The organism is Hoeflea sp. BAL378 (genome assembly GCF_000759435.1).
Classification (GTDB): domain Bacteria; phylum Pseudomonadota; class Alphaproteobacteria; order Rhizobiales; family Rhizobiaceae; genus Hoeflea.
Window position 1 is genome coordinate 61,940 of sequence record NZ_JRJG01000006.1, and the last position, 17,840, is coordinate 79,779.

The 17,840-nt window shown below is 66.5% G+C and carries 24 protein-coding genes; 17 read left to right on the forward strand and 7 right to left on the reverse strand.

The window, feature by feature from the left end; translation table 11 throughout:
• The first annotated feature begins 16 nt into the window (after positions 1-16).
• Positions 17-1,531, forward strand: a complete 1,515-nt coding sequence (locus tag LL06_RS02220) for a tripartite tricarboxylate transporter permease (protein WP_035521636.1) — start codon at positions 17-19, stop codon at positions 1,529-1,531.
• Entirely contained in the window at positions 1,524-1,982 is a 459-nt protein-coding gene (locus LL06_RS02225) for a tripartite tricarboxylate transporter TctB family protein (RefSeq protein WP_035521638.1), read from the forward strand. Before LL06_RS02220 ends, LL06_RS02225 begins: the two co-directional genes overlap by 8 nt.
• A gap of 8 nt (positions 1,983-1,990) precedes the next feature.
• Here LL06_RS02225 and LL06_RS02230 read toward each other — a convergent pair whose 3' ends face one another.
• Positions 1,991-2,881, reverse strand: a complete 891-nt coding sequence (locus tag LL06_RS02230; RefSeq protein ID WP_201772296.1) for an NAD(P)-dependent oxidoreductase — start codon at positions 2,879-2,881, stop codon at positions 1,991-1,993.
• Between the two features lie 45 nt (positions 2,882-2,926).
• On the reverse strand, positions 2,927-4,108 hold the full coding sequence (locus LL06_RS02235; RefSeq protein WP_345775667.1) for an NAD(P)/FAD-dependent oxidoreductase: 1,182 nt from the start codon (positions 4,106-4,108) through the stop codon (positions 2,927-2,929).
• A 184-nt stretch (positions 4,109-4,292) separates the two neighbouring features.
• On the opposite strand from LL06_RS02235, the gene LL06_RS02240 reads away from it, so the two are divergent.
• Positions 4,293-5,399: a hypothetical protein gene (locus LL06_RS02240; RefSeq protein ID WP_035521642.1), complete on the forward strand. Its 1,107-nt coding sequence runs from the start codon at positions 4,293-4,295 to the stop codon at positions 5,397-5,399.
• Between the two features lie 103 nt (positions 5,400-5,502).
• Here LL06_RS02240 and LL06_RS02245 read toward each other — a convergent pair whose 3' ends face one another.
• Positions 5,503-5,775 (reverse strand): glycine zipper domain-containing protein, encoded by a 273-nt coding sequence (locus LL06_RS02245; RefSeq protein WP_035521644.1) that lies wholly within the window; start codon positions 5,773-5,775, stop codon positions 5,503-5,505.
• 450 nt (positions 5,776-6,225) lie between these two features.
• On the opposite strand from LL06_RS02245, the gene LL06_RS02250 reads away from it, so the two are divergent.
• The 7 genes from LL06_RS02250 (at position 6,226) to LL06_RS02280 (ending at position 10,108) form a co-directional block, all read left to right on the forward strand.
• The gene (locus tag LL06_RS02250; RefSeq protein ID WP_052161125.1) at positions 6,226-7,098 is read left to right on the forward strand and encodes an urease accessory protein UreD; all 873 of its coding nucleotides are present in this window, start codon (positions 6,226-6,228) and stop codon (positions 7,096-7,098) included.
• 10 nt (positions 7,099-7,108) lie between these two features.
• Positions 7,109-7,411: an urease subunit gamma gene (locus LL06_RS02255; RefSeq protein WP_035521647.1), complete on the forward strand. Its 303-nt coding sequence runs from the start codon at positions 7,109-7,111 to the stop codon at positions 7,409-7,411.
• A gap of 140 nt (positions 7,412-7,551) precedes the next feature.
• On the forward strand, positions 7,552-8,142 hold the full coding sequence (locus LL06_RS02260; RefSeq protein WP_035521649.1) for a HupE/UreJ family protein: 591 nt from the start codon (positions 7,552-7,554) through the stop codon (positions 8,140-8,142).
• A 24-nt stretch (positions 8,143-8,166) separates the two neighbouring features.
• Entirely contained in the window at positions 8,167-8,472 is a 306-nt protein-coding gene (locus LL06_RS02265) for an urease subunit beta (protein WP_035521651.1), read from the forward strand.
• Between the two features lie 37 nt (positions 8,473-8,509).
• On the forward strand, positions 8,510-9,325 hold the full coding sequence (locus LL06_RS02270) for a cyclase family protein (protein WP_035521653.1): 816 nt from the start codon (positions 8,510-8,512) through the stop codon (positions 9,323-9,325).
• 25 nt (positions 9,326-9,350) lie between these two features.
• On the forward strand, positions 9,351-9,677 hold the full coding sequence (locus LL06_RS02275) for a hypothetical protein (protein ID WP_035521655.1): 327 nt from the start codon (positions 9,351-9,353) through the stop codon (positions 9,675-9,677).
• Between the two features lie 14 nt (positions 9,678-9,691).
• Positions 9,692-10,108 (forward strand): lysozyme inhibitor LprI family protein, encoded by a 417-nt coding sequence (locus LL06_RS02280; RefSeq protein WP_035521766.1) that lies wholly within the window; start codon positions 9,692-9,694, stop codon positions 10,106-10,108.
• A 104-nt stretch (positions 10,109-10,212) separates the two neighbouring features.
• On the opposite strand, the gene LL06_RS02285 is transcribed toward LL06_RS02280, so the two are convergent.
• Positions 10,213-10,707 (reverse strand): hypothetical protein, encoded by a 495-nt coding sequence (locus LL06_RS02285; RefSeq protein WP_052161126.1) that lies wholly within the window; start codon positions 10,705-10,707, stop codon positions 10,213-10,215.
• Positions 10,708-10,827: 120 nt separating this feature from the next.
• Entirely contained in the window at positions 10,828-11,208 is a 381-nt protein-coding gene (locus LL06_RS02290; protein WP_035521657.1) for a hypothetical protein, read from the reverse strand.
• Between the two features lie 164 nt (positions 11,209-11,372).
• On the opposite strand from LL06_RS02290, the gene ureC reads away from it, so the two are divergent.
• The 7 genes from ureC to ureG all read left to right on the forward strand — a co-directional run bounded on the left by ureC (position 11,373) and on the right by ureG (position 16,259).
• On the forward strand, positions 11,373-13,082 hold the full coding sequence (gene ureC, locus LL06_RS02295) for an urease subunit alpha (protein WP_035521659.1): 1,710 nt from the start codon (positions 11,373-11,375) through the stop codon (positions 13,080-13,082).
• Between the two features lie 126 nt (positions 13,083-13,208).
• Positions 13,209-13,376, forward strand: a complete 168-nt coding sequence (locus LL06_RS27595) for a hypothetical protein (RefSeq protein WP_161784919.1) — start codon at positions 13,209-13,211, stop codon at positions 13,374-13,376.
• 199 nt (positions 13,377-13,575) lie between these two features.
• Positions 13,576-14,025 (forward strand): host attachment family protein, encoded by a 450-nt coding sequence (locus LL06_RS02300; protein WP_035521661.1) that lies wholly within the window; start codon positions 13,576-13,578, stop codon positions 14,023-14,025.
• A gap of 216 nt (positions 14,026-14,241) precedes the next feature.
• On the forward strand, positions 14,242-14,763 hold the full coding sequence (locus LL06_RS02305; protein ID WP_035521664.1) for an urease accessory protein UreE: 522 nt from the start codon (positions 14,242-14,244) through the stop codon (positions 14,761-14,763).
• The gene (locus LL06_RS02310; RefSeq protein WP_081963594.1) at positions 14,732-14,974 is read left to right on the forward strand and encodes a DUF6434 domain-containing protein; all 243 of its coding nucleotides are present in this window, start codon (positions 14,732-14,734) and stop codon (positions 14,972-14,974) included. The genes LL06_RS02305 and LL06_RS02310 overlap by 32 nt, the downstream gene beginning before the upstream one ends.
• 26 nt (positions 14,975-15,000) lie before the next feature.
• Entirely contained in the window at positions 15,001-15,630 is a 630-nt protein-coding gene (locus LL06_RS02315; RefSeq protein WP_345775668.1) for an urease accessory UreF family protein, read from the forward strand.
• A complete protein-coding gene (ureG, locus tag LL06_RS02320) occupies positions 15,627-16,259 on the forward strand; it encodes an urease accessory protein UreG (protein ID WP_035521669.1) in 633 nt (210 codons plus the stop codon). Before LL06_RS02315 ends, ureG begins: the two co-directional genes overlap by 4 nt.
• A gap of 15 nt (positions 16,260-16,274) precedes the next feature.
• Here ureG and LL06_RS02325 read toward each other — a convergent pair whose 3' ends face one another.
• Together LL06_RS02325 and LL06_RS02330 are read right to left on the reverse strand one after the other, a co-directional pair.
• The gene (locus tag LL06_RS02325; RefSeq protein WP_035521671.1) at positions 16,275-17,009 is read right to left on the reverse strand and encodes a proteasome-type protease; all 735 of its coding nucleotides are present in this window, start codon (positions 17,007-17,009) and stop codon (positions 16,275-16,277) included.
• 36 nt (positions 17,010-17,045) lie between these two features.
• Entirely contained in the window at positions 17,046-17,840 is a 795-nt protein-coding gene (locus LL06_RS02330) for a transglutaminase family protein (protein ID WP_035521673.1), read from the reverse strand.

Sequence of the window (17,840 nt, forward strand, 5' to 3'; positions counted from 1 at the left end):
GACTGGACAAGCCGCTATGGATTTTGAACATCTGGCCAATGCGCTGACGCTGACCAATCTGGCGCTGGCGCTGTTCGGCGTCGTGGCCGGCACCATCATCGGCTCGATCCCGGGCCTGTCTGCCACCATGGCGGTGGCGGTGCTGGTGCCGATCACCTTTTCGATGGAACCGGCCTCCGCGCTGATCCTGCTCGGCGCCATCTACACCGGCGCCATCTATGGCGGCGCCTATTCCGCCATCCTGCTCAACACGCCGGGCACGCCCTCGGCGATTGCCACCACCTTCGACGGCTATCCGATGGCCAAGCGCGGCGACGGCGATCTCGCCGTGGCGATCGCCTGCTATGCCAGCGTCTTCGGCGGGCTGGTGGGAGCGCTGGCGCTGCTCTTGCTGGCGCCGCCGCTGTCGTCGGTGGCGCTCGCCTTCGGGCCGGTGGAATATCTGTGGCTCTCGGTCTTCGGCCTGTCGCTGATCGCCTCGCTGTCGACCGGCAACGTGCTCAAGGGCCTGGCTGGCGGCGCCTTCGGCCTGCTTCTGTCCTGCGTCGGCGTGGCGGAGATCTCCGCCGACATACGCCTCACCTTCGGCTCCTCCACCATGATCGGCGGCATCGAGGTGGTCGGCGCGCTGATCGGGCTCTACTGCATCCCGGTGCTCATCGACATGGTGGCGACCCCCGAGCGCCATCTCAAGGTCGAGGAGGGCGGGCGCGCGGTGCGCTTCCGCGAGGGCGCGGCGATCGCCTGGAAATCGCGGTTCAACCTCTTGCGCTCCTCGATCATCGGCACGGTGATCGGCATCCTGCCGGGCGCGGGCGGGTCCGTGGCGGGGCTCGTCGCCTATTCCGAGGCCAAGCGCACCGCCAGGCCCGGCCAGAAATTCGGCGAGGGCGAGCCCGACGGCGTCATGGCCACGGAAGCCGCCAACAACGCCACCGTCGGCGGCGGCTTCATCCCGACGCTGGTGCTGGGCATCCCCGGCACGCCGCCCGACGCGGTCATTCTCGGCGCGCTCTTGGTGCAGGGGGTGCGCACCGGCCCGACGCTGTTCGAGGGCGGCGGATCGATCGTCTACACCTTCGTCTTCGGCCTGTTCATCGCCACCATCCTGATGCTGCCCACCGGGCTCCTGATCGGCCGCTACGCCTACAAGACCATCGTTACCATCCCCAAGACCATCCTCGTTCCGGCGGTGGGCTTCATGACCATCATCGGCACCTTCGCCATCCGCAACTCGATCTCCGATGTCATGATCATGATCGTGCTCGGCACGGTCGGCTGGGTTCTGTCCCGCTTCGGCTTCGCCGCCTCGCCGATCGTGCTCGGCCTCATTCTCGGGCCGATCGCCGAGCAGGGCTTCGTCCAGGCCTGGATCATCGGCGACGCCACCGGCAATCTGGCCGGCATGTTCTTCGGACGGCCGATTTCGCTGGCGATCATCGCCTTCACCATCCTCTCGCTCGTCTACCCGGTCATCCAGGGCCGCAGGGCCAGACGGCTCATCAAGACCGAGGCCGGCGCCAATGACTGACACTTCATCGAAATCCGCGCCGAAGGACATCGGCACCTTGCTCATCGCCAGCCTGTTCATCGGCCTGGGACTGGTGACGCTGCAGGATGTGAGCACCTATTCCGACACCGATTCGGTGGTGTTTCCCACCACCGTCGCCTATGCGCTGATCGGCTGTTCGGCGATGGTCATCCTCGCCTCCTGGCTCAGGCCCAACCCGGACAACGGCTTTGGCGGCGGCGACTGGTGGCGGCGGATCCTGCTGGTCGCCAGCATGATCGCCGGCTGCCTGGTCATGCCGCTTGCGGGCTTCCTGCCCGCCACCGCGATCGCCTTCGCGGGCGGGCTCATCGCCGCGCGCCACGAGGGCTGGGATCTGAAGAGCGCATTCGTCTTCGCGCTCTCCGGCATCTTCATCATGGCCGCCTTCTACGCCCTGTTCCGCTATCCGCTCGGCGTGCCCTTGCCCTGAGGCAGGCGCTATTTCACGTGCTTGCGCCAGTCGTGCTCTTCGCTGAAGCCGAGCATTTCGCGGATCTTGCGGTTGGAATAGAGCGCCTCGTGCTCGCCCATCTCGCGGGTGATGGGAACCCCCGGGAAGAACCGCCGGGCGATCTCCGCCGTCGGCAGGTCAACCGAATTGGTATCGTTGCCGGCGTTGAAGATCTGGAACCCGAGCCCGTCGGTCGTCAGGCAGCGGTCGACGATCTGGCCCAGGTCGCGGGCGTCGATGTAGCAGAAGATGTTGCGGCGGCGCACTGCGGGATCGGCGAAGAATCCGGGGAACCGATCATATTCGTGCGGCTCCATCACGTTGCCGATCCTCAGCGCATAGATGTCGAAGCCCGACCGCCGCTGGAAGGCGCGCGCCGTCTGCTCGTTGACGACCTTGGACAGGCCGTAGGAATCCATCGGATTGACATCCATGTCCTCCTCCACCGGCAGCGACACCGGGCTCACCTCGCCATCGGCGAAGCAGACGCCATAGGTGGTCTCCGAGGAGGCGATGATGATCTTGCGGATGCCGAGCTTCACCGCCGCCTCGATCACATTGTAGGTGCCCACCGTGTTGATCCGGAAGGTCTCGTTGTCGGGCCGGATCAGGATCCGCGGCACGGCGGCGAAATGCACCACCGCGTCGAATTTCGGCACCCCGGTGCCCGGCTCCAGCTCGTCGAAATCGGCATAGCTGGTCATGACGTTGAACATCTGCCCGGAATCGGTGATGTCGGCGGTCAGATTGTCGACGCCGGGGTGGGCGAGCGGCGTCAGGTCGACATTGACCACCCGGTGGCCACGGTCGACGAGATAGGGGATGACATGCTTGCCGGCCTTGCCGGATCCACCGGTGAACAATACGCGCATCTTGATCTCCTTCATTCTGTGTGGACTGGATCGCAGCTTCGGAAGCCGGCGTCAAACCGCCCGTCCGGCAGCGACGCCGGACGACCAGGCCCACTGGAAATTGTGGCCGCCGAGATGGCCGGTCACATCCATCACCTCGCCGATGAAATGCAGGCCCGGAACCAGCCGGCTCTCCATGCTCTTCTGGTCGATCGCGTCCGTGTCGACGCCGCCGAGCGTGACTTCCGCCGTGCGGTAGCCTTCGGTTCCGCCGGGCACGACCTCGAACGAGCGGATCCCCGCCACGATCCGGTCGATCGCGTCATTACTCAGATCCGCGAGCCTCGGCGTCACGGAACCGGCCTCGCTGCTGAACTGGTGCGCCAGCCGCTTGGGCAGCAGGTCGGCGAGAACAGTCCAGACCGAGGCCTTCGGCCGCGCCTGCCGCTCGGCCCGGATATGGGCTGCCACATCGATCCCCGGCGCGAGATCGATCGTCACCGCATCGCCTTCGCGCCAGTAGGACGAGACCTGCAGCATCGCAGGTCCCGACAGGCCGCGATGGGTGAACAGCATCGCCTCGTCGAAGCCCGCGCCGTTGCAGGCGGCGTGGACCAGCAGCGAAACGCCCGACAGCGCGCCCCAGCTCTCATGCATGTTCGACGCCCAGGTGAACGGCACCAGCCCGGCCCGGGTCTCGGTGACGGCATGGCCGAACTGGCGGGCGATGTCGTAGCCGAGCCCGGTGGCGCCCATCTTGGGGATCGACTTGCCGCCGGTGGCGACGACCAGGCGGTCCGACAGCCAGATGCCGGCGCTGGTGCGAATTTCGAAGCCCGCGTCGGACCGCGCGACGCCGGTGATGTCGGTCGCAAGCTCCAGCCGCGCCCCGGCCTCGGCCATGTCGCCGGTCAGCATGGCGATGATCTCGCGCGCCGACCCGTCGCAGAAGAGCTGGCCCAGCGTCTTTTCGTGAAAGGCGATGCCGTGGGCTTTGACCCGGTCGATGAAATCGTGCTGGGTGAAGGAGCGGAGCGCTGAAATGGCGAAATGCCGGTTGCCGGAGAGGAAATTCGCCGGCCCGCAATAGAGATTGGTGAAGTTGCAGCGCCCGCCGCCGGAAATGCGGATCTTCTCGCCCGGGCTTCGCGCGTGATCGATCACCGTGACCGAACGGCCCCGCCGCGCCGCCTCGACGGCGCAGATCATGCCCGCAGCACCCGCGCCGAGCACAACCACATCGGTTTTGTTCATCGTTGGCATTTGCTCTCCATGGGAACGGTCCCGATGCAGGCGCGCCGGTTGTCCACAGACCGCAGGCCATAGCAGATCAGACAGGTCGCAACAAATTCTCTGCCTCGCGCCCCGCCCGGGCCCGAACACTGTTGCGGCCCCTGGGCGCACCCCTGTAGAGATAAGCCATCAACCGGAAAAGACCATGACCCTCCATTCGATCGATCTCGATCCCGTCACCCTGACGCTCGATGCGAGCGTCGGCCATATCGCTGCATTGACGATCCGCGACGGCGACCGCACCCTGTCCCCGCTGCACCGCGCGCCGTGGGTGGACGACCCTGAGGCCGTGTTTCCGGCCGGGACCGCGCCCAATGTGAAGCGCCTGTCGGGCGATTTCTTCTGCGCGCCCTTCGGCCGCAACGACATCGAGGACGCGCCCTCGCATGGCTGGCCCGCCAACAGCGCCTGGGACCATCTCGGTACCGTCAGCGAAGACGGTCGCATCACGATCGCTTTCCGGCTGATCCGGAAAGTGATGGGCGCGACGGTCGAAAAGCGGCTCACTCTGGTCGGCGGCCACCCCTTCGTCTACCAGGAGCACAAGTTTTCGGGCGGCGCCGGCGCGGTATCCGCCGCCCATCACGTCATGGTGCCGATGGCCGGCGGCGGCGACCTGGCGTTCTCGCCCAAGCAGGGCGCCCTGACCCCGCCCGAGGCGCTGGAGCCCGATCCGGCGCGCGGCCGCTCCATTCTGGCCTATCCGGCGCAATCATCCGACCTCACCGCCTTTCCGCTCGCGGGGGGCGGCTTTGCCGATCTGACCCGCTACCCGCACGGCGAAAGCCATGAGGATTTCCTCACCCTGGTCGAAGACACCAACGAAGGTTCGGGCGCGTCGCTCGGCTGGACCGCGGTCAGCCGCAGGGCGGAGCAGGATCATGTGTTCGTGCTCAAGCGCCCCGACGTGCTGCCGGTGACGATGCTGTGGATGAGCAATGGCGGGCGGGACTATGCGCCGTGGTCCGGACGCCACACCGGCGTGCTCGGCATCGAGGACGCGTGCGCCTCGCCGCTCGGCCACGCCGATTCCTGCGGCGACAATGCATTCACGCGGCTGGGCGTCCCGACAGCCTTTGCCTTGGGCCCGGACCGGACGGTCACGGTCCGCCAGGTGATCGGCGCCTGTGGGGTGCGGGGAGAGGAGGGGAGGGTCGTCGCCGTTGCCGCGGAAGCAGACAGCCTCACGATCCGCTTTACGGACGGGAGCATGCGCTCAATGGGCTACGACTCGGATTTCCTGGCGGCCTAATGCAAGCGCGCGGGCGCCGTAAAAACTTTGAAAAACAGTCCCGTCCCCCGAACATGACATTCGGGGGCGGGTATTGGATGGCGGCCTTGCAGGCGGCGCTGGTTTAGCAGCGCGCCTCGTAGATGCGGCCATAGGCGTCGCGGTAGCGGCACATGCCCGGGGTGGTGGCCGCGCCGATCAAGGCGCCGGCGGCGCCGCCGATCAGGGCGCCGGTTGCGATGCCCCGGCCGCTGCTGCCGGTTGCGGCCGCGACGAGCGCGCCAGTGCCTGCGCCGACGACGGCTCCGGTGCCGGCGCGCTGTTCAGTTGTGGTGCAGCCTGCAGCGGCCAGGAGGGCAATCGCTGAAAGCGTGGAAAGGACGAGTCTGTTCATCAAGGGCTCCGTTCATGTGCGGCAAAAACGGACGCAAACTCTCTCGGTCTCATTTGCTCGAGGTCGGCTGCTTCCGGGCCATGGACTCATTATACAGGATGACCATGGCCGAAGCCATCATGGCGATGCTCATCGCAAGTGCAAGCATAGAAATCAACATGGTTACTCCTTTCCGCGCATTCCAAGGGTCCGGCCTATTCCGTACCCGTCTGGCTTGTTAACGCGCTTGCGAGCATTTGGTTTCACTAATACTTGCATCGGGCTCGCCGGGCTCGATAAGGCCGCCGTCACCCGGGGTGGGCGCGGGCCGGCCCAGCCCAGAAAATGGGCATCCTGCCCGTCGTTTGATCAGGTGCAGGCTGCCGCTTGGCCAATCGCTCGGGCCGGCGCGAAACACCCTTGCGCGCGGACCCGGCTTTCCCGATGATCGGGGCGACCAACCGATGAGCGCCGATGACCTCGTTGTTTCCCCTTCCCACGCCGGAGCCGGGTGTGGCCCTGCAGCGCACCCGCGGCGGCGGACGCCTGTCGGTCAAGCTGTCGGCCGGCGAAAGCCGCATCGACCGGCTGTTCCAGGAAGGCTCGGCCCGCATCCGTGTGCCGCGTGTGCCGCGCGGCTTCCCGCTCGAGGCGGTGCTGATCAACACCGCCGGCGGCCTGACCGGCGGCGACCGCATGGACTGGGAGTTCGAGGCGGGGGAGGGCGCGGCAATGTTGCTCGCCACCCAGGCCTGCGAGAAGACCTATAAGGCGCATGGAACGAGCGAAGCGCAGGTCTCGGTGCGGCTGAAGCTCCATCCCTCGAGCGCGCTCGCCTGGCTGCCGCAGGAGACCATCCTGTTCGACCGGGCGCGGCTCCTCCGCAGCATCGAGGTCGACATGGAAGCTGGCTCCCGGCTGCTCATGGTCGAGCCGGTGGTCTTCGGCCGCCTCGCCATGAAGGAAAGCGTGACCCAGGGCCTGTTCCGCGATCGCTGGCGCATCCGCCTCGCCGGTCATCTCATCCATGCCGAGGAGACGCGGCTCGGCCCGGATATGGCCGCAGTCCTTCAGCGGATGGCGGTCGCCGATGGCGGGCTGGCGATGGCGACGGTGGTGATGATCGCGCCCGACGCCGAGGCGAGGCTTGCGGCGGTGCGGGCGCTGATCGGCGCCTCCGGCGGCGCGAGCCACGTGCTTCAGCGCCACCCCGGCGCGCGTCACGAAACTGGCAAGCTTCTTGCGAGGATTGTCGCACCCGACAGCTATGAGCTGCGCAAGATTCTTGTCCCTTTGATCCGCCTGCTCAATCCGTCGGGCGGCGTGCCGAAAGTCTGGTCGATATGAAAGAGATGCCATGAACCTGACCCCGAGGGAAAAAGACAAGCTGCTCGTCGCCATGGCGGCGATTGTCGCGCGCAGGCGGCTCGAGCGCGGCGTCAAGCTCAACCATCCCGAAGCCATCGCGCTGATCACCGATTTCGTCGTCGAGGGCGCCCGCGACGGCCGCGCGGTGGCCGATCTCATGGAGGCCGGCGCCCATGTGATCACCCGCGACCAGGTGATGGAGGGCATCGCCGAGATGATCCACGACATCCAGGTCGAGGCGACGTTTCCCGACGGCACCAAGCTCGTGACCGTGCATGAGCCGATCCGCTAAAAATCTGTGCCGGGAAGATGATTTGCCCTCTCGACAGCGGCCCCAGGAAACGCGCAATATCCGCCCGCATGCTTCATGCATTCATCCTGTCGGCGTGACCCAACCGAGGACGCCGTGTTGACCAAAAAAGGACTTTCAAGATGATCAGACGCCTCTCCCTTGCCATCGCGGCGCTTGGCCTCGCCACGGCCCCGGCCTTCGCCCACCTCAATCCAGCCGAGCACGGCTCGTTCGCGGCAGGCTTCTCCCACCCGCTCTTCGGGCTCGACCATGTGCTGGTGATGCTGGCGGTGGGTCTCTGGGCGGCGTCGCTCAAGGGTCGCGCCATGCTGGTCGTTCCCGCGGCCTTCGTCGGCACCATGGGTCTCGGCTTCGCCGCGGCCATCGCCGGGCTGCCGCTTCCCTTCGTCGAGCCGGTGATCTTGGCCTCGATCATCTTCATCGGCCTGATGGTGGCGCTGGCGCTGCCGTTTTCCGTCGCCGGCATGGCCGTCACGGTGGCCTTTTTCGCCGTCTTCCATGGCCACGCCCATGGCGGTGAACTGGGGCAGGCGGGCGCTGCGAGCTTCGCCATCAGCTTCATGCTCGCCACCGCGGCGCTGCACGCCACCGGCATCGCGCTCGGCATCGGCCTTGCGCGGCTTCAGGCGGCGGGTGGACGATCAGTCTTGACCCGCTCGGCGGGCCTCGCCACCGCGGCCACCGGGCTGGCGCTGGCGCTGGCCGGCTGACCGCAACGGATACGGAGAAATGCGATGATCCCTGGTGAAATCCTGACGCGCGACGGCGATATCGACCTGAACCAGGGCGCTGCGCGGGTGACGCTGAAGGTCGCCAACACCGGCGACCGCCCGGTGCAGGTGGGCAGCCACTACCATTTTTTCGAAACCAACCAGGCTCTGAGTTTTGACCGCGCCAAGGCGCGCGGTCAAAGACTGGACATCGCCGCCGGCACCGCCGTGCGCTTCGAGCCCGGCCAGGAACGCGACGTCACGCTCGTGCCGCTGTCCGGCGGGCGGACGGTCTATGGATTTCAACAGAAGGTGATGGGGAAACTCTGAGGGTTTCGCCGCGCCGTCACAGGGGAAGGGAAGTCATATGTGCAATGTCTGCGTGATCAACAACGTCAAGTCCTCGATGCTGTCGCGTCGTGATTTCTTCCGCAAGACGGCCGCAGCGGGCGTTGCCGCCACCGCGGCCGGCGCCCTGTCGGCCAAGCCGGCGCTGGCGCAGGCCTCGGGCAAGGTCGTCGACCTCACCTATGTGCTCGACGGCGATTTCCCCACCTTCGACGGCAAGCCGGGGATCCTCTTCACCGAGAACGTCAACTTCGACAAGTCCGGCTACCAGATCTGGGAACTGACGATTTTCGAGCATTCCGGCACCCACATCGATGCGCCGCTGCATTTTTCCAAGGACGGCACCTCGGTCGCCGAGCTCGACCCGCAGGGCCTGATCTGCCCGCTCTGCATCGTCGACATCAAGGCCAAGGCGGCCGAAGACCCCAATGCGATGGTCGAACCCGCGGACATCGAAGCCTACACCAGCGCTCATGGCGCCATTCCGCAAGGCGCCTGCGTGGCGATGAATTCGGGATGGCAGGCGAAGATGGGCGATCCGAGCTACCGCAACGACGCCGAAGGCAAGTTCGCGTTTCCCGGCTTCTCCAAGGCTGCGACGGATCTGCTGATCGAGATGGGCGCGGGCGCCATCGGCGTCGACACGCTGTCGCTCGATCCGGGCAATTCGGCCGATTTCGCCGTGCATTATTCCTGGCTGCCCTCCGGCCGCTACGGCATCGAGAACCTTGCCAATCTCGATCAACTGCCCGCCACCGGCGCAACCCTGTTCGTCGGCGCCCCCAAGCACCGCAACGGCACCGGCGGCCCCGCGCGCGTCATGGCGATGATCTGAGGAACACCACGATGGGAACCCACTGATGGCGCGAAAGAAAGCAACTCCGGTCGACCTCTGGCGCGCCTGGGCGGGGCTCGGCATGCTGGCCTTCGAGGCCAACGCCGTGGTCGGCATGCGCGTGATGGGCATGAACGGCCTGTGGCCGGTGGGCAAGGGCGAGGACAAGAAGATGCTCTCGGAGAAACCGCCCGCCTTCGCCAAAGCCTCGCTCGCGGCTGCGAAAAAGGCCGCGGCCGGCGGCAGGCCCGACCAGGTGGTCGCCGCCGCCGTCAAGCCGCTCGCCACGGTTGCCCGCGCCAACCGCAAGCGGCTGGCCCGCAACGCCGTTCCCGGCGGCCGCAAGTCGTGAGGCAGGCCGTGACCATGATCCGGACAGTGATGGGTTTTTCCGCGCTCCTGTGGCTCGGCGCCTCGGCGCTTGCTGAGGACCTGCCCGACTGCATCGATCCGCAGGCGCAGGTGGAGATGACCTATTGCGCCGGTCTCGACTATGAGACCGCTGACGCGGAACTCAACGAGCTGTGGCCCGAAGTGGTGGCCGCCGCACGGCAGGACGACGAGTATGTCGCCGAACAGGCCAAGTCGATGGGCGTGCCCACCACCGAGGAGGCGCTGCGCACAGCCCAGCGCGCCTGGATCGCCTTTCGCGATGCGCAATGCGACTACGAGGCCTATGAGGTGTTCGGCGGAACCGCCCAGCCGATGGTCGGCAGCCTCTGCCTTGCGCGTCTGACCCGGGAGCGCGTCGCGCTGTTCAGGCAGGCACTGGCGCAGCGCTAGGCATCGTCTCGGGGTGGCGGGTCCTGATGGCCCGTGTCTTGCATGTCGATCGGCAGTGTGTGAACGAACCGAGGATCGCCGATGCCCGCCAGGATGGCCGGAGATTATTGCGCAGGTTTGGCGGCGGCGAAGATGATGAGGTTCTTCTCGCCGTCGAACTCGATGGCGAGGACGTCCTGGACCAGGATATTCTTGGAGTTGATGGCGTGATAGAGCAGGGCATTGCCTTCCAGCTCGCGCCGCAGGGTCGCCACGGTCTCGCTGTGTTCGCTCAACTTGCTGGCGATCTTCTCCGGAGGCCCGCCTTCGATGCGCGACGAATCCGGCATATAGACGATGTCGACCCGGTCGAGAGCGGTGATCTTGCGAACGATGTCGATGTTGTCGCTCAGCTTCTCGATCGCAGCGATGACCCGCTCGTCGCCGGCCTCGGACCGCACCTCTTCCTCATTGACCTGCGAGCCGACGATCCTGTCGACGGCCTCCTGGTCGGTGACGCCCTGGGCGTGAACCGGCGCGGCCTGAACGGAGGCGGCGAGAAGCACCATTGCCGCAAATCTTTGCAGCCGGGATCCGGTCAGGGCGGAGATCGTGGTCATGAAATGTGTCCTTTGAACGGAGACAGGGTGCGCGCATGTTCGGGTTGTAAAGCCGAACAGGGGACTTTGGTTCCCCGGTTCGGTGATTTAATCCGGCGTTCGCCGCGCGGCGCCGGGCGGTCAGCTCTTCTTGCGCGTGACGATCGTCAGGTTGCCGTCCTGGCTCAGTCGCGCGGCCACCACCTCGGCGGCGGACGTGCCTTTCTGCTCGAGCGCCTGCAGAAGCGCCGGCGAGGTCTTGATCGACTCGCGCAGTTGCGTGAGGTCCTCTTCGGAGCGCTGTTCCTCGATCTGGGCGACCTGCGCCTGCGCCGTCTCGGGAAGCTCGGTGATGTCGATGATGCTGACGGTCTTGACCGCCGGTTGCGCAGGGGCCTGCGTCTGCGTCTGGGGTTCGGCCTGGGCCTGGGGCTGGGTTCCTGTGGCGGGCGGCGCTGTCTGGGCAAAGGCCGGCGCGGTGCTGACTGCGAATGCTGCTGCGAGAATGATCCCGTTTTTCATGATGGGTTCCTTCGTTTGGGATTCGGGGTCTGCCTTCCGCGTCGCGCAAGGCCAGGGCAGAACACCGCCCGAAAGTGGCTTCATGCCGCCGCCCGCAAGGTCATCGCTGGGCCATTGTGCGGCGGCAATATGATATTGGATCAACGCATCACGGGGATGAGCACATGAGCAGACTGTCGCGCCAGGCCTATGCGGCCATGTATGGCCCCACCACCGGAGACCGGGTGCGGCTCGCCGACACCGAGCTGTTCATCGAGGTGGAGAAGGACTTCACCACCTATGGCGAGGAGGTCAAGTTCGGCGGCGGCAAGGTGATCCGCGACGGCATGGGCCAGAGCCAGGTCAGCCGCGCCGACGGCGCCGTCGACACCGTCATCACCAACGCGCTGGTGGTCGACCACACCGGCATCTTCAAGGCCGACATCGGCCTGAAGGACGGCCGCATCGCCGCCATCGGCAAGGCCGGCAACCCCGACACGCAGCCCGGCGTCGACATCATCGTCGGCCCCGGCACCGAGGTCATTGCCGGCGAGGGCAAGATCCTCACCGCCGGCGGCTTCGACAGCCACATCCATTTCATCTGCCCGCAGCAGATCGAGGAAGCGCTGATGAGCGGGCTCACCACCATGCTGGGCGGCGGCACCGGCCCGGCGCACGGCACGCTGGCGACCACCTGCACGCCCGGCCCCTGGCATCTGGGGCGGATGATCCAGGCGATGGACGCCTTCCCGATGAACATCGGCCTGTCCGGCAAGGGCAACGCCTCGCGGCCCGCGGCGCTCGAGGAAATGATCCTCGGCGGTGCTTGCGCGCTGAAACTGCACGAGGACTGGGGCACGACGCCCGCAGCCATCGACACTTGCCTCTCGGTCGCCGACCAGTACGACATCCAGGTGATGATCCACACCGACACGCTGAACGAGAGCGGCTTCGTCGAGACCACGGTCGACGCCATCAGGGGCCGCACCATCCACGCCTTCCACACCGAGGGCGCCGGCGGCGGCCACGCGCCCGACATCATCAAGGTCTGCGGGCTGCCCAATGTCATCCCGTCCTCGACCAACCCGACGCGGCCCTACACGGTCAACACCATCGCCGAGCATCTCGACATGCTGATGGTCTGCCATCATCTCGACAGTTCCATCCCCGAGGACATCGCCTTCGCCGAAAGCCGCATCCGCAAGGAGACCATCGCCGCCGAGGACATCCTGCACGACATCGGCGCCTTCTCGATCATCGCGTCCGACAGCCAGGCCATGGGCCGCGTCGGCGAGGTCATCATCCGCACCTGGCAGACCGCCGACAAGATGAAGCGCCAGCGCGGACGCCTGCCGCAGGAGACCGGCGAGAACGACAATCTCCGCGTCCGCCGCTACATCGCCAAATACACCATCAACCCGGCCATCGCCCAGGGCGTGTCGAAACACATCGGCTCGATCGAGGTGGGCAAGCGCGCCGACCTGGTGATCTGGAACCCGGCCTTCTTCGGCGTCAAGCCGGACATGGTGCTGCTCGGCGGCATGATCGCCGCGGCGCCGATGGGCGATCCCAACGCCTCGATCCCGACGCCGCAGCCGGTGCATTACCGCCCCATGTTCGGCGCCTACGGCAAGGCCCGGACCGAATCCTCCGTCACCTTCGTGAGCCAGGCGGCGATCGAGGACGGGCTGGCGCACAAGCTCGGCACCGCCAAGCACATGCTGGCGGTGGAAAACACCCGCAGCGGCATCTCCAAGGCCTCGATGGTGTTGAACGACGCGCTGCCGCACATCGAAGTCGATCCGGAAACCTACGAGGTCCGCGCCGACGGCGAGCTTCTCACCTGCGAACCCGCCACGGTGCTGCCGATGGCGCAGCGGTACTTCCTGTTCTAGGCGAGGGGCGGCCGGCGGGGGCCTCGATCACCACTCATGCGTCAGGCGCATGGCTGATGGGACGGATCGGCGCTATGGTGCGGTGCAGCAGGATGGTAAACTGCGCCGAAACCAAGGAGTTGCCTCATGTCCACCGCCAATCACAACCCGTTGAGCCGCTTTTTCAGCGGCGCCGCCCGCTCGTTCCGGCTGGCCACCCAGGCCGACCGTCTTGCCCACACGCCCGAAAGCGTGTTCCAGGCCCGCGGCACCACGCGCCAGCAGGCGATCCGGGATCTGCTCGACCAGCTTTGACAGCCCTGCCAGGCACCGCGGGCGCGGCTCCGCCGCGTTCCCGCCTGTCGCGGTGACGGCCGGCCTTTGCCTGGCCCGCGCCCCGGACGTCTCTTCTCCAAATCTCCGCCAATCTGCGCCGCACTTGATCCGGATCAGTCAGTCTCGCCACATTGTGTGGTTAGATGGATTTGTTCGACAGATTGAAGGGAGACATGCCATGTCCGGAATAAGATTGAAGCACAATGGTTGGGTCGTGGTCGCCGATGGCGAAAAGGCGCTGTTTCTGAGCAATGCCGGCACGCCGGATCGCCCGGAGCTGGAAGTCTTCACCGGCTTTGAACAGCCCAATCCGCGGACCGCCGATCAGGGCGTGGACCGTCCGGGACGGCTGTCGGACGGCATGGGCAACGCCCATCGCAGCGCTGTGCAGGAGACCGACTGGCACCGCCTGGCCAAGCACGAATTCGCCCAGGAGATCGCTTCCGTGCTGGAGCAGCATGCCCTGGCCGACCGGTTCGAGCAGATTGTCCTCGTCGCGCCGGCCGTGATCATGGGGGAATTGCGCAAACAGCTCGGCAAATCCGTCACCAGCCGGATCGTCGCTGAGGTCGCCAAGGATCTCACCAAGCACCCGGTGCCGGACATCGAAAAGATCCTGTTCGAATAGCTCGGGCCTGGGCCGGATGCGGGCTTTCCGGCGGGCCGTGCCTGCTTTGGAGGCGCCGCCCTCCGGTGCTACCCGGACCATCGCCCTCCTTGCAGGCTTGATGCCCTGAGCGGGACGTCCGCCCTCCCGGCCACAGTGCTCATCCCGCGGAAAATGCTCGCTTTGTCGCTGTTTCGGCGCTGGCGGGACGGCCGGATGTTGGTGTAGACTTCGCCCATGTTGACCGCGACCTCCGTCACCCGCGACTTCCGCGATCCGGCCGCCACCATCACGCTCGATGAAACCGCGCGTCACCGCCGCCGCATGATGATGACGTCCGACCGCACCGCGTCCGGGTCGGCGATCAGCTTCCTGCTCGATCTCCCCGCGGCCCGGCTGCTGCGCCATGGCGATGGCCTTGTGCTCGACGACGGCCGCGTCATCGAGGTGCGCGCCCGACCCGAGCCGCTGATCGAGGTGAGGGGCAGGGACGCCGCGCATCTCCTGGCGCTCGCCTGGCAGATCGGCAACCGGCATCTCGCCGCCGAAATCGCGGCCGACAGCATCCGCATAAGGCGCGACCATGTGATCCGCGCCATGCTCACGGGGCTCGGCGCCACGGTCGCCGACATCGAGGCGCCGTTCGATCCCGAAGGCGGCGCCTATGGCGGCGCGCATGCCGCGCACCACGAGCATGGCCCCGGCGATCATGACCACGACCACGATCATGACCATGGACACGGGCACGACCATGGCTGAGCCGCATGACTGGCACAGCAGCCCGATCACCGGCGAGACGCGGATCGACGCGCACTATAGGAATACCCAGAATGTCCGCCGCTTCTTCAGGGCCGAGATCGGCGAGCGGTTCAGGTTCGACCGGCCGTTCATGGCCTGGATGAAATCCCATGCCGGCTCGACCATGCGCGACGCGGTCGAGGAATGGCTGCGGCGCGAGGCCGGACGGTGAGCGACGCGGGCCCCCTGTTGCGTCTGATGAGCTGGCTGTCGCCGGTGTTCCCGATCGGCGGCTTCGCCTATTCGGCCGGGCTGGAACAGGCCGTGCAGTCCGGCCGTGTGACGACAGGTGCAGCGCTGGCCGACTGGATCGCGGTGCAGGTCGCCCAGGGCGCGCTGTGGAACGATGCGGTGATCCTGATGGAGGCCCACCGCGGCGCCGAAGACCGGGCAGCGCTCGCCGCATTGTCCGACCTATGCCTTGCGCTGTGCATCGGCCAGGAGCGCCTCGACGAGACGCTGAACCAGGGAATTTCGTTCTTCGACGCGGTCTCGCACTGGGTCGACCCGGCGCGCCTGCCGGGCAGGGGCGCGCCCTTGCCGGTGGCGCTCGGCGCTGCGGCCGGCCTCGAGCGGATCGATCCGCGGCTTACGGCGAGCGCCTATCTGCACGCCTTCGTCTCCAACCAGCTCCAATGCGCGATCAGGCTTTCCGTGGTCGGTCAGGACGGGGCGACGAGAGCCCTGGCCGCACTCGAGCCGCTGATCGGCGAGACCGCAGCCCGCGCCGCTGCGTCCACGCCCGACGATCTTGGCGGCGCCGCCTTCATCTGTGATATTGCTTCGATGACCCACGAAACCCTTCAGCCAAGGTTGTTCCTGTCATGACCTCACCCAACGGTCCCCTGCGCGTCGGAATCGGCGGTCCGGTCGGCTCCGGCAAGACCGCGCTCACCGAGAAGCTCTGCAAGGCGATGCGCGACACCTGGTCCGTCGGCGTCATCACCAACGACATCTACACCCGCGAGGATGCCGAGGCGCTGGTCAGGATGCAGGCGCTGCCCTCGGACAGGATCATCGGCGTGGAGACTGGCGGCTGCCCGCACACCGCGATCCGCGAGGACGCCTCGCTCAACCTGCGCGCCATCGACGCGCTCAACGCGCGCCATCCCGATCTCGACATCATCTTCATCGAATCGGGCGGCGACAATCTCGCCGCCACATTCTCGCCCGATCTCGCCGACCTGACCATCTACGTGATCTCGGTCTGCCAGGGCGAGGAGATCCCGCGCAAGGGCGGCCCGGCGATCACCCGCTCGGATCTGCTGGTCATCAACAAGATGGACCTCGCGCCCCATGTCGGCGCCGATCTCTCCGTCATGGAGCGCGATGCATCGGCCGGCCGCAAGGGCAGGCCGCATCTGTTCACCGACATGCGCCGCGGCGCAGGCGTCGAGGACGTGGTGGCGTTCATCGAGGAAAATGGCGGCTTGCGCGTCTCCGCGGCCGCGCAGTAGCAAGCCGTTTCGGGCTCAGGTCCGCTCGAAATCGGGCAGGCTGTTGAAGGCCGCCCTGAGCGCGTCCGACCAGCCGTCGGAGATCTTGCGGTAGTAGGGATCGCTCGCCTGGATGCGCTTCTCGTAGCCCTTGGTCAGGCTGTCGCGCTCGTAGAACTGCAGGTCGAGCGGCAGGCCCACGGACAGGTTGGATTTGAGCGTCGAATCGAACGAGACATAGAGCAGCTTCGTCGCCATCTCGAAGCTCATCTCCGGGTCATAGGCGCGCACCAGGATCGGCTTGCCGTATTTGTGCTCGCCGATCTGGAAGAACGGATTATCCTCCGTGGCCTCGATGAAATTGCCTTCCGGATAGATCAGGAACATGCGCATCGCGCCGCCCTCGACCTGGCCGCCGAGGATGAAGGTGGCGCTGAAGGTGGATTCGCTCTGGTGGCCGCCGTCCGTCGCGCTCTTGATGACCTCGCGCACGGTCTCGCCGACCAGCCGCGCCACCTCGAACATCGACGGCGCCTCCATGATGTCGGGATGCCGGTCCTGGGCGGCCTTGGTGTGCTCCTCGAGCATGCTGACCACGGTCTGCGTGGTCGCCAGGTTCCCCGCCGACAAAAGCGTGATCAGCCGGTTGCCGGGCTTGCACCAGGTGTACATCTTGCGGAAGGTGGAGATGTTGTCGACGCCCGCATTGGTGCGCGTGTCGGACATGAAGATCATGCCCCTGTTAAGGCGCAGCCCGACGCAATAAGTCATGATTCGCGAATCCGCCCTGTAAATGCCGCCCGATTCTTATTGCTCCACTGTGATACGGACTGCAAGCTGTTCTTCGCCCGTGCCGGTGCGAATACCAGAAATAGGGGCGGCGTCCTTGTAGTCGAGGCCATAGGCGATATGGACATAGCGGTCGTCGGGCGACATGTCGTTGGCGGGGTCGAAGCCGACCCAGCCCAGCCCCTCAACATGGGCTTCCGCCCAGGCGTGGCTCGCCGCCTGGTCGGGCGTCTCCTCCATCATCAGATATCCCGAGACATAGCGCGCCGGGAACCCCATCACCCGGGCGGCGGCGGCGAAGGCCTGGGCGTGGTCCTGGCAGACGCCCTGGCCCGCCGCCAGCGCGTCTTCGGCCAGCGTGTGGGTCTGCGTCGCGCCCGGCACATAGGCCATGGCCTCATGCAGCCGGGTCATCAGCCCATGGAGCTGCTCGAGCGGCTTGCCCTTTTCGATGCTGCGCGCCAGTTCCCGGATCATCTTGCCGGGCTTGGTCAGCGCCGAGTCCCGCTGGTAGAGCCACAGAGGCATATAGGCCCGGTGCGGACCCGAGACGCCGATCTTGTCATGGGTCTCGACAATGCCGGACGCCACCACCCGGATCGCCTCCGTGTCGCGGCTGGCGCTCACCAGTTCCACCACATTGCCGAAATGGTCGATATAGCGCGCCTCGACCGCGCCGCCCTCGACCTCGGTCGACCAGGAGCGGACGCTCTGCAGCGGGCTGTCCTGCGGGGTCAGTCGAAGCCGCTGGAGCGCATAGCGCACGGGCTGCGCATACGCGTAATCGGTCACATGGGAGATTTTCAGGTGCAT

Bases quoted from the DNA above. Each gene is read 5' to 3' on its own strand.
- LL06_RS02250 (WP_052161125.1), top strand. From the start codon at position 6,226: ATGACCTCGTTGTTTCCCCTTCCCACGCCGGAGCCGGGTGTGGCCCTG.
- LL06_RS02265 (WP_035521651.1), top strand. From the start codon at position 8,167: ATGATCCCTGGTGAAATCCTGACGCGCGACGGCGATATCGACCTGAAC.
- LL06_RS02275 (WP_035521655.1), top strand. From the start codon at position 9,351: ATGGCGCGAAAGAAAGCAACTCCGGTCGACCTCTGGCGCGCCTGGGCG.
- LL06_RS02330 (WP_035521673.1), bottom strand. From the start codon at position 17,840: ATGCACCTGAAAATCTCCCATGTGACCGATTACGCGTATGCGCAGCCC.
- LL06_RS02260 (WP_035521649.1), top strand. From the start codon at position 7,552: ATGATCAGACGCCTCTCCCTTGCCATCGCGGCGCTTGGCCTCGCCACG.
- LL06_RS02270 (WP_035521653.1), top strand. From the start codon at position 8,510: ATGTGCAATGTCTGCGTGATCAACAACGTCAAGTCCTCGATGCTGTCG.
- LL06_RS02325 (WP_035521671.1), bottom strand. From the start codon at position 17,009: ATGACTTATTGCGTCGGGCTGCGCCTTAACAGGGGCATGATCTTCATG.
- LL06_RS02305 (WP_035521664.1), top strand. From the start codon at position 14,242: ATGTTGACCGCGACCTCCGTCACCCGCGACTTCCGCGATCCGGCCGCC.
- ureG (WP_035521669.1), top strand. From the start codon at position 15,627: ATGACCTCACCCAACGGTCCCCTGCGCGTCGGAATCGGCGGTCCGGTC.
- ureC (WP_035521659.1), top strand. From the start codon at position 11,373: ATGAGCAGACTGTCGCGCCAGGCCTATGCGGCCATGTATGGCCCCACC.
- LL06_RS27595 (WP_161784919.1), top strand. From the start codon at position 13,209: ATGTCCACCGCCAATCACAACCCGTTGAGCCGCTTTTTCAGCGGCGCC.
- LL06_RS02285 (WP_052161126.1), bottom strand. From the start codon at position 10,707: ATGACCACGATCTCCGCCCTGACCGGATCCCGGCTGCAAAGATTTGCG.
- LL06_RS02290 (WP_035521657.1), bottom strand. From the start codon at position 11,208: ATGAAAAACGGGATCATTCTCGCAGCAGCATTCGCAGTCAGCACCGCG.
- LL06_RS02220 (WP_035521636.1), top strand. From the start codon at position 17: ATGGATTTTGAACATCTGGCCAATGCGCTGACGCTGACCAATCTGGCG.
- LL06_RS02280 (WP_035521766.1), top strand. From the start codon at position 9,692: ATGATCCGGACAGTGATGGGTTTTTCCGCGCTCCTGTGGCTCGGCGCC.
- LL06_RS02235 (WP_345775667.1), bottom strand. From the start codon at position 4,108: ATGAACAAAACCGATGTGGTTGTGCTCGGCGCGGGTGCTGCGGGCATG.
- LL06_RS02300 (WP_035521661.1), top strand. From the start codon at position 13,576: ATGTCCGGAATAAGATTGAAGCACAATGGTTGGGTCGTGGTCGCCGAT.
- LL06_RS02240 (WP_035521642.1), top strand. From the start codon at position 4,293: ATGACCCTCCATTCGATCGATCTCGATCCCGTCACCCTGACGCTCGAT.
- LL06_RS02310 (WP_081963594.1), top strand. From the start codon at position 14,732: ATGACCATGGACACGGGCACGACCATGGCTGAGCCGCATGACTGGCAC.
- LL06_RS02315 (WP_345775668.1), top strand. From the start codon at position 15,001: ATGAGCTGGCTGTCGCCGGTGTTCCCGATCGGCGGCTTCGCCTATTCG.
- LL06_RS02255 (WP_035521647.1), top strand. From the start codon at position 7,109: ATGAACCTGACCCCGAGGGAAAAAGACAAGCTGCTCGTCGCCATGGCG.
- LL06_RS02225 (WP_035521638.1), top strand. From the start codon at position 1,524: ATGACTGACACTTCATCGAAATCCGCGCCGAAGGACATCGGCACCTTG.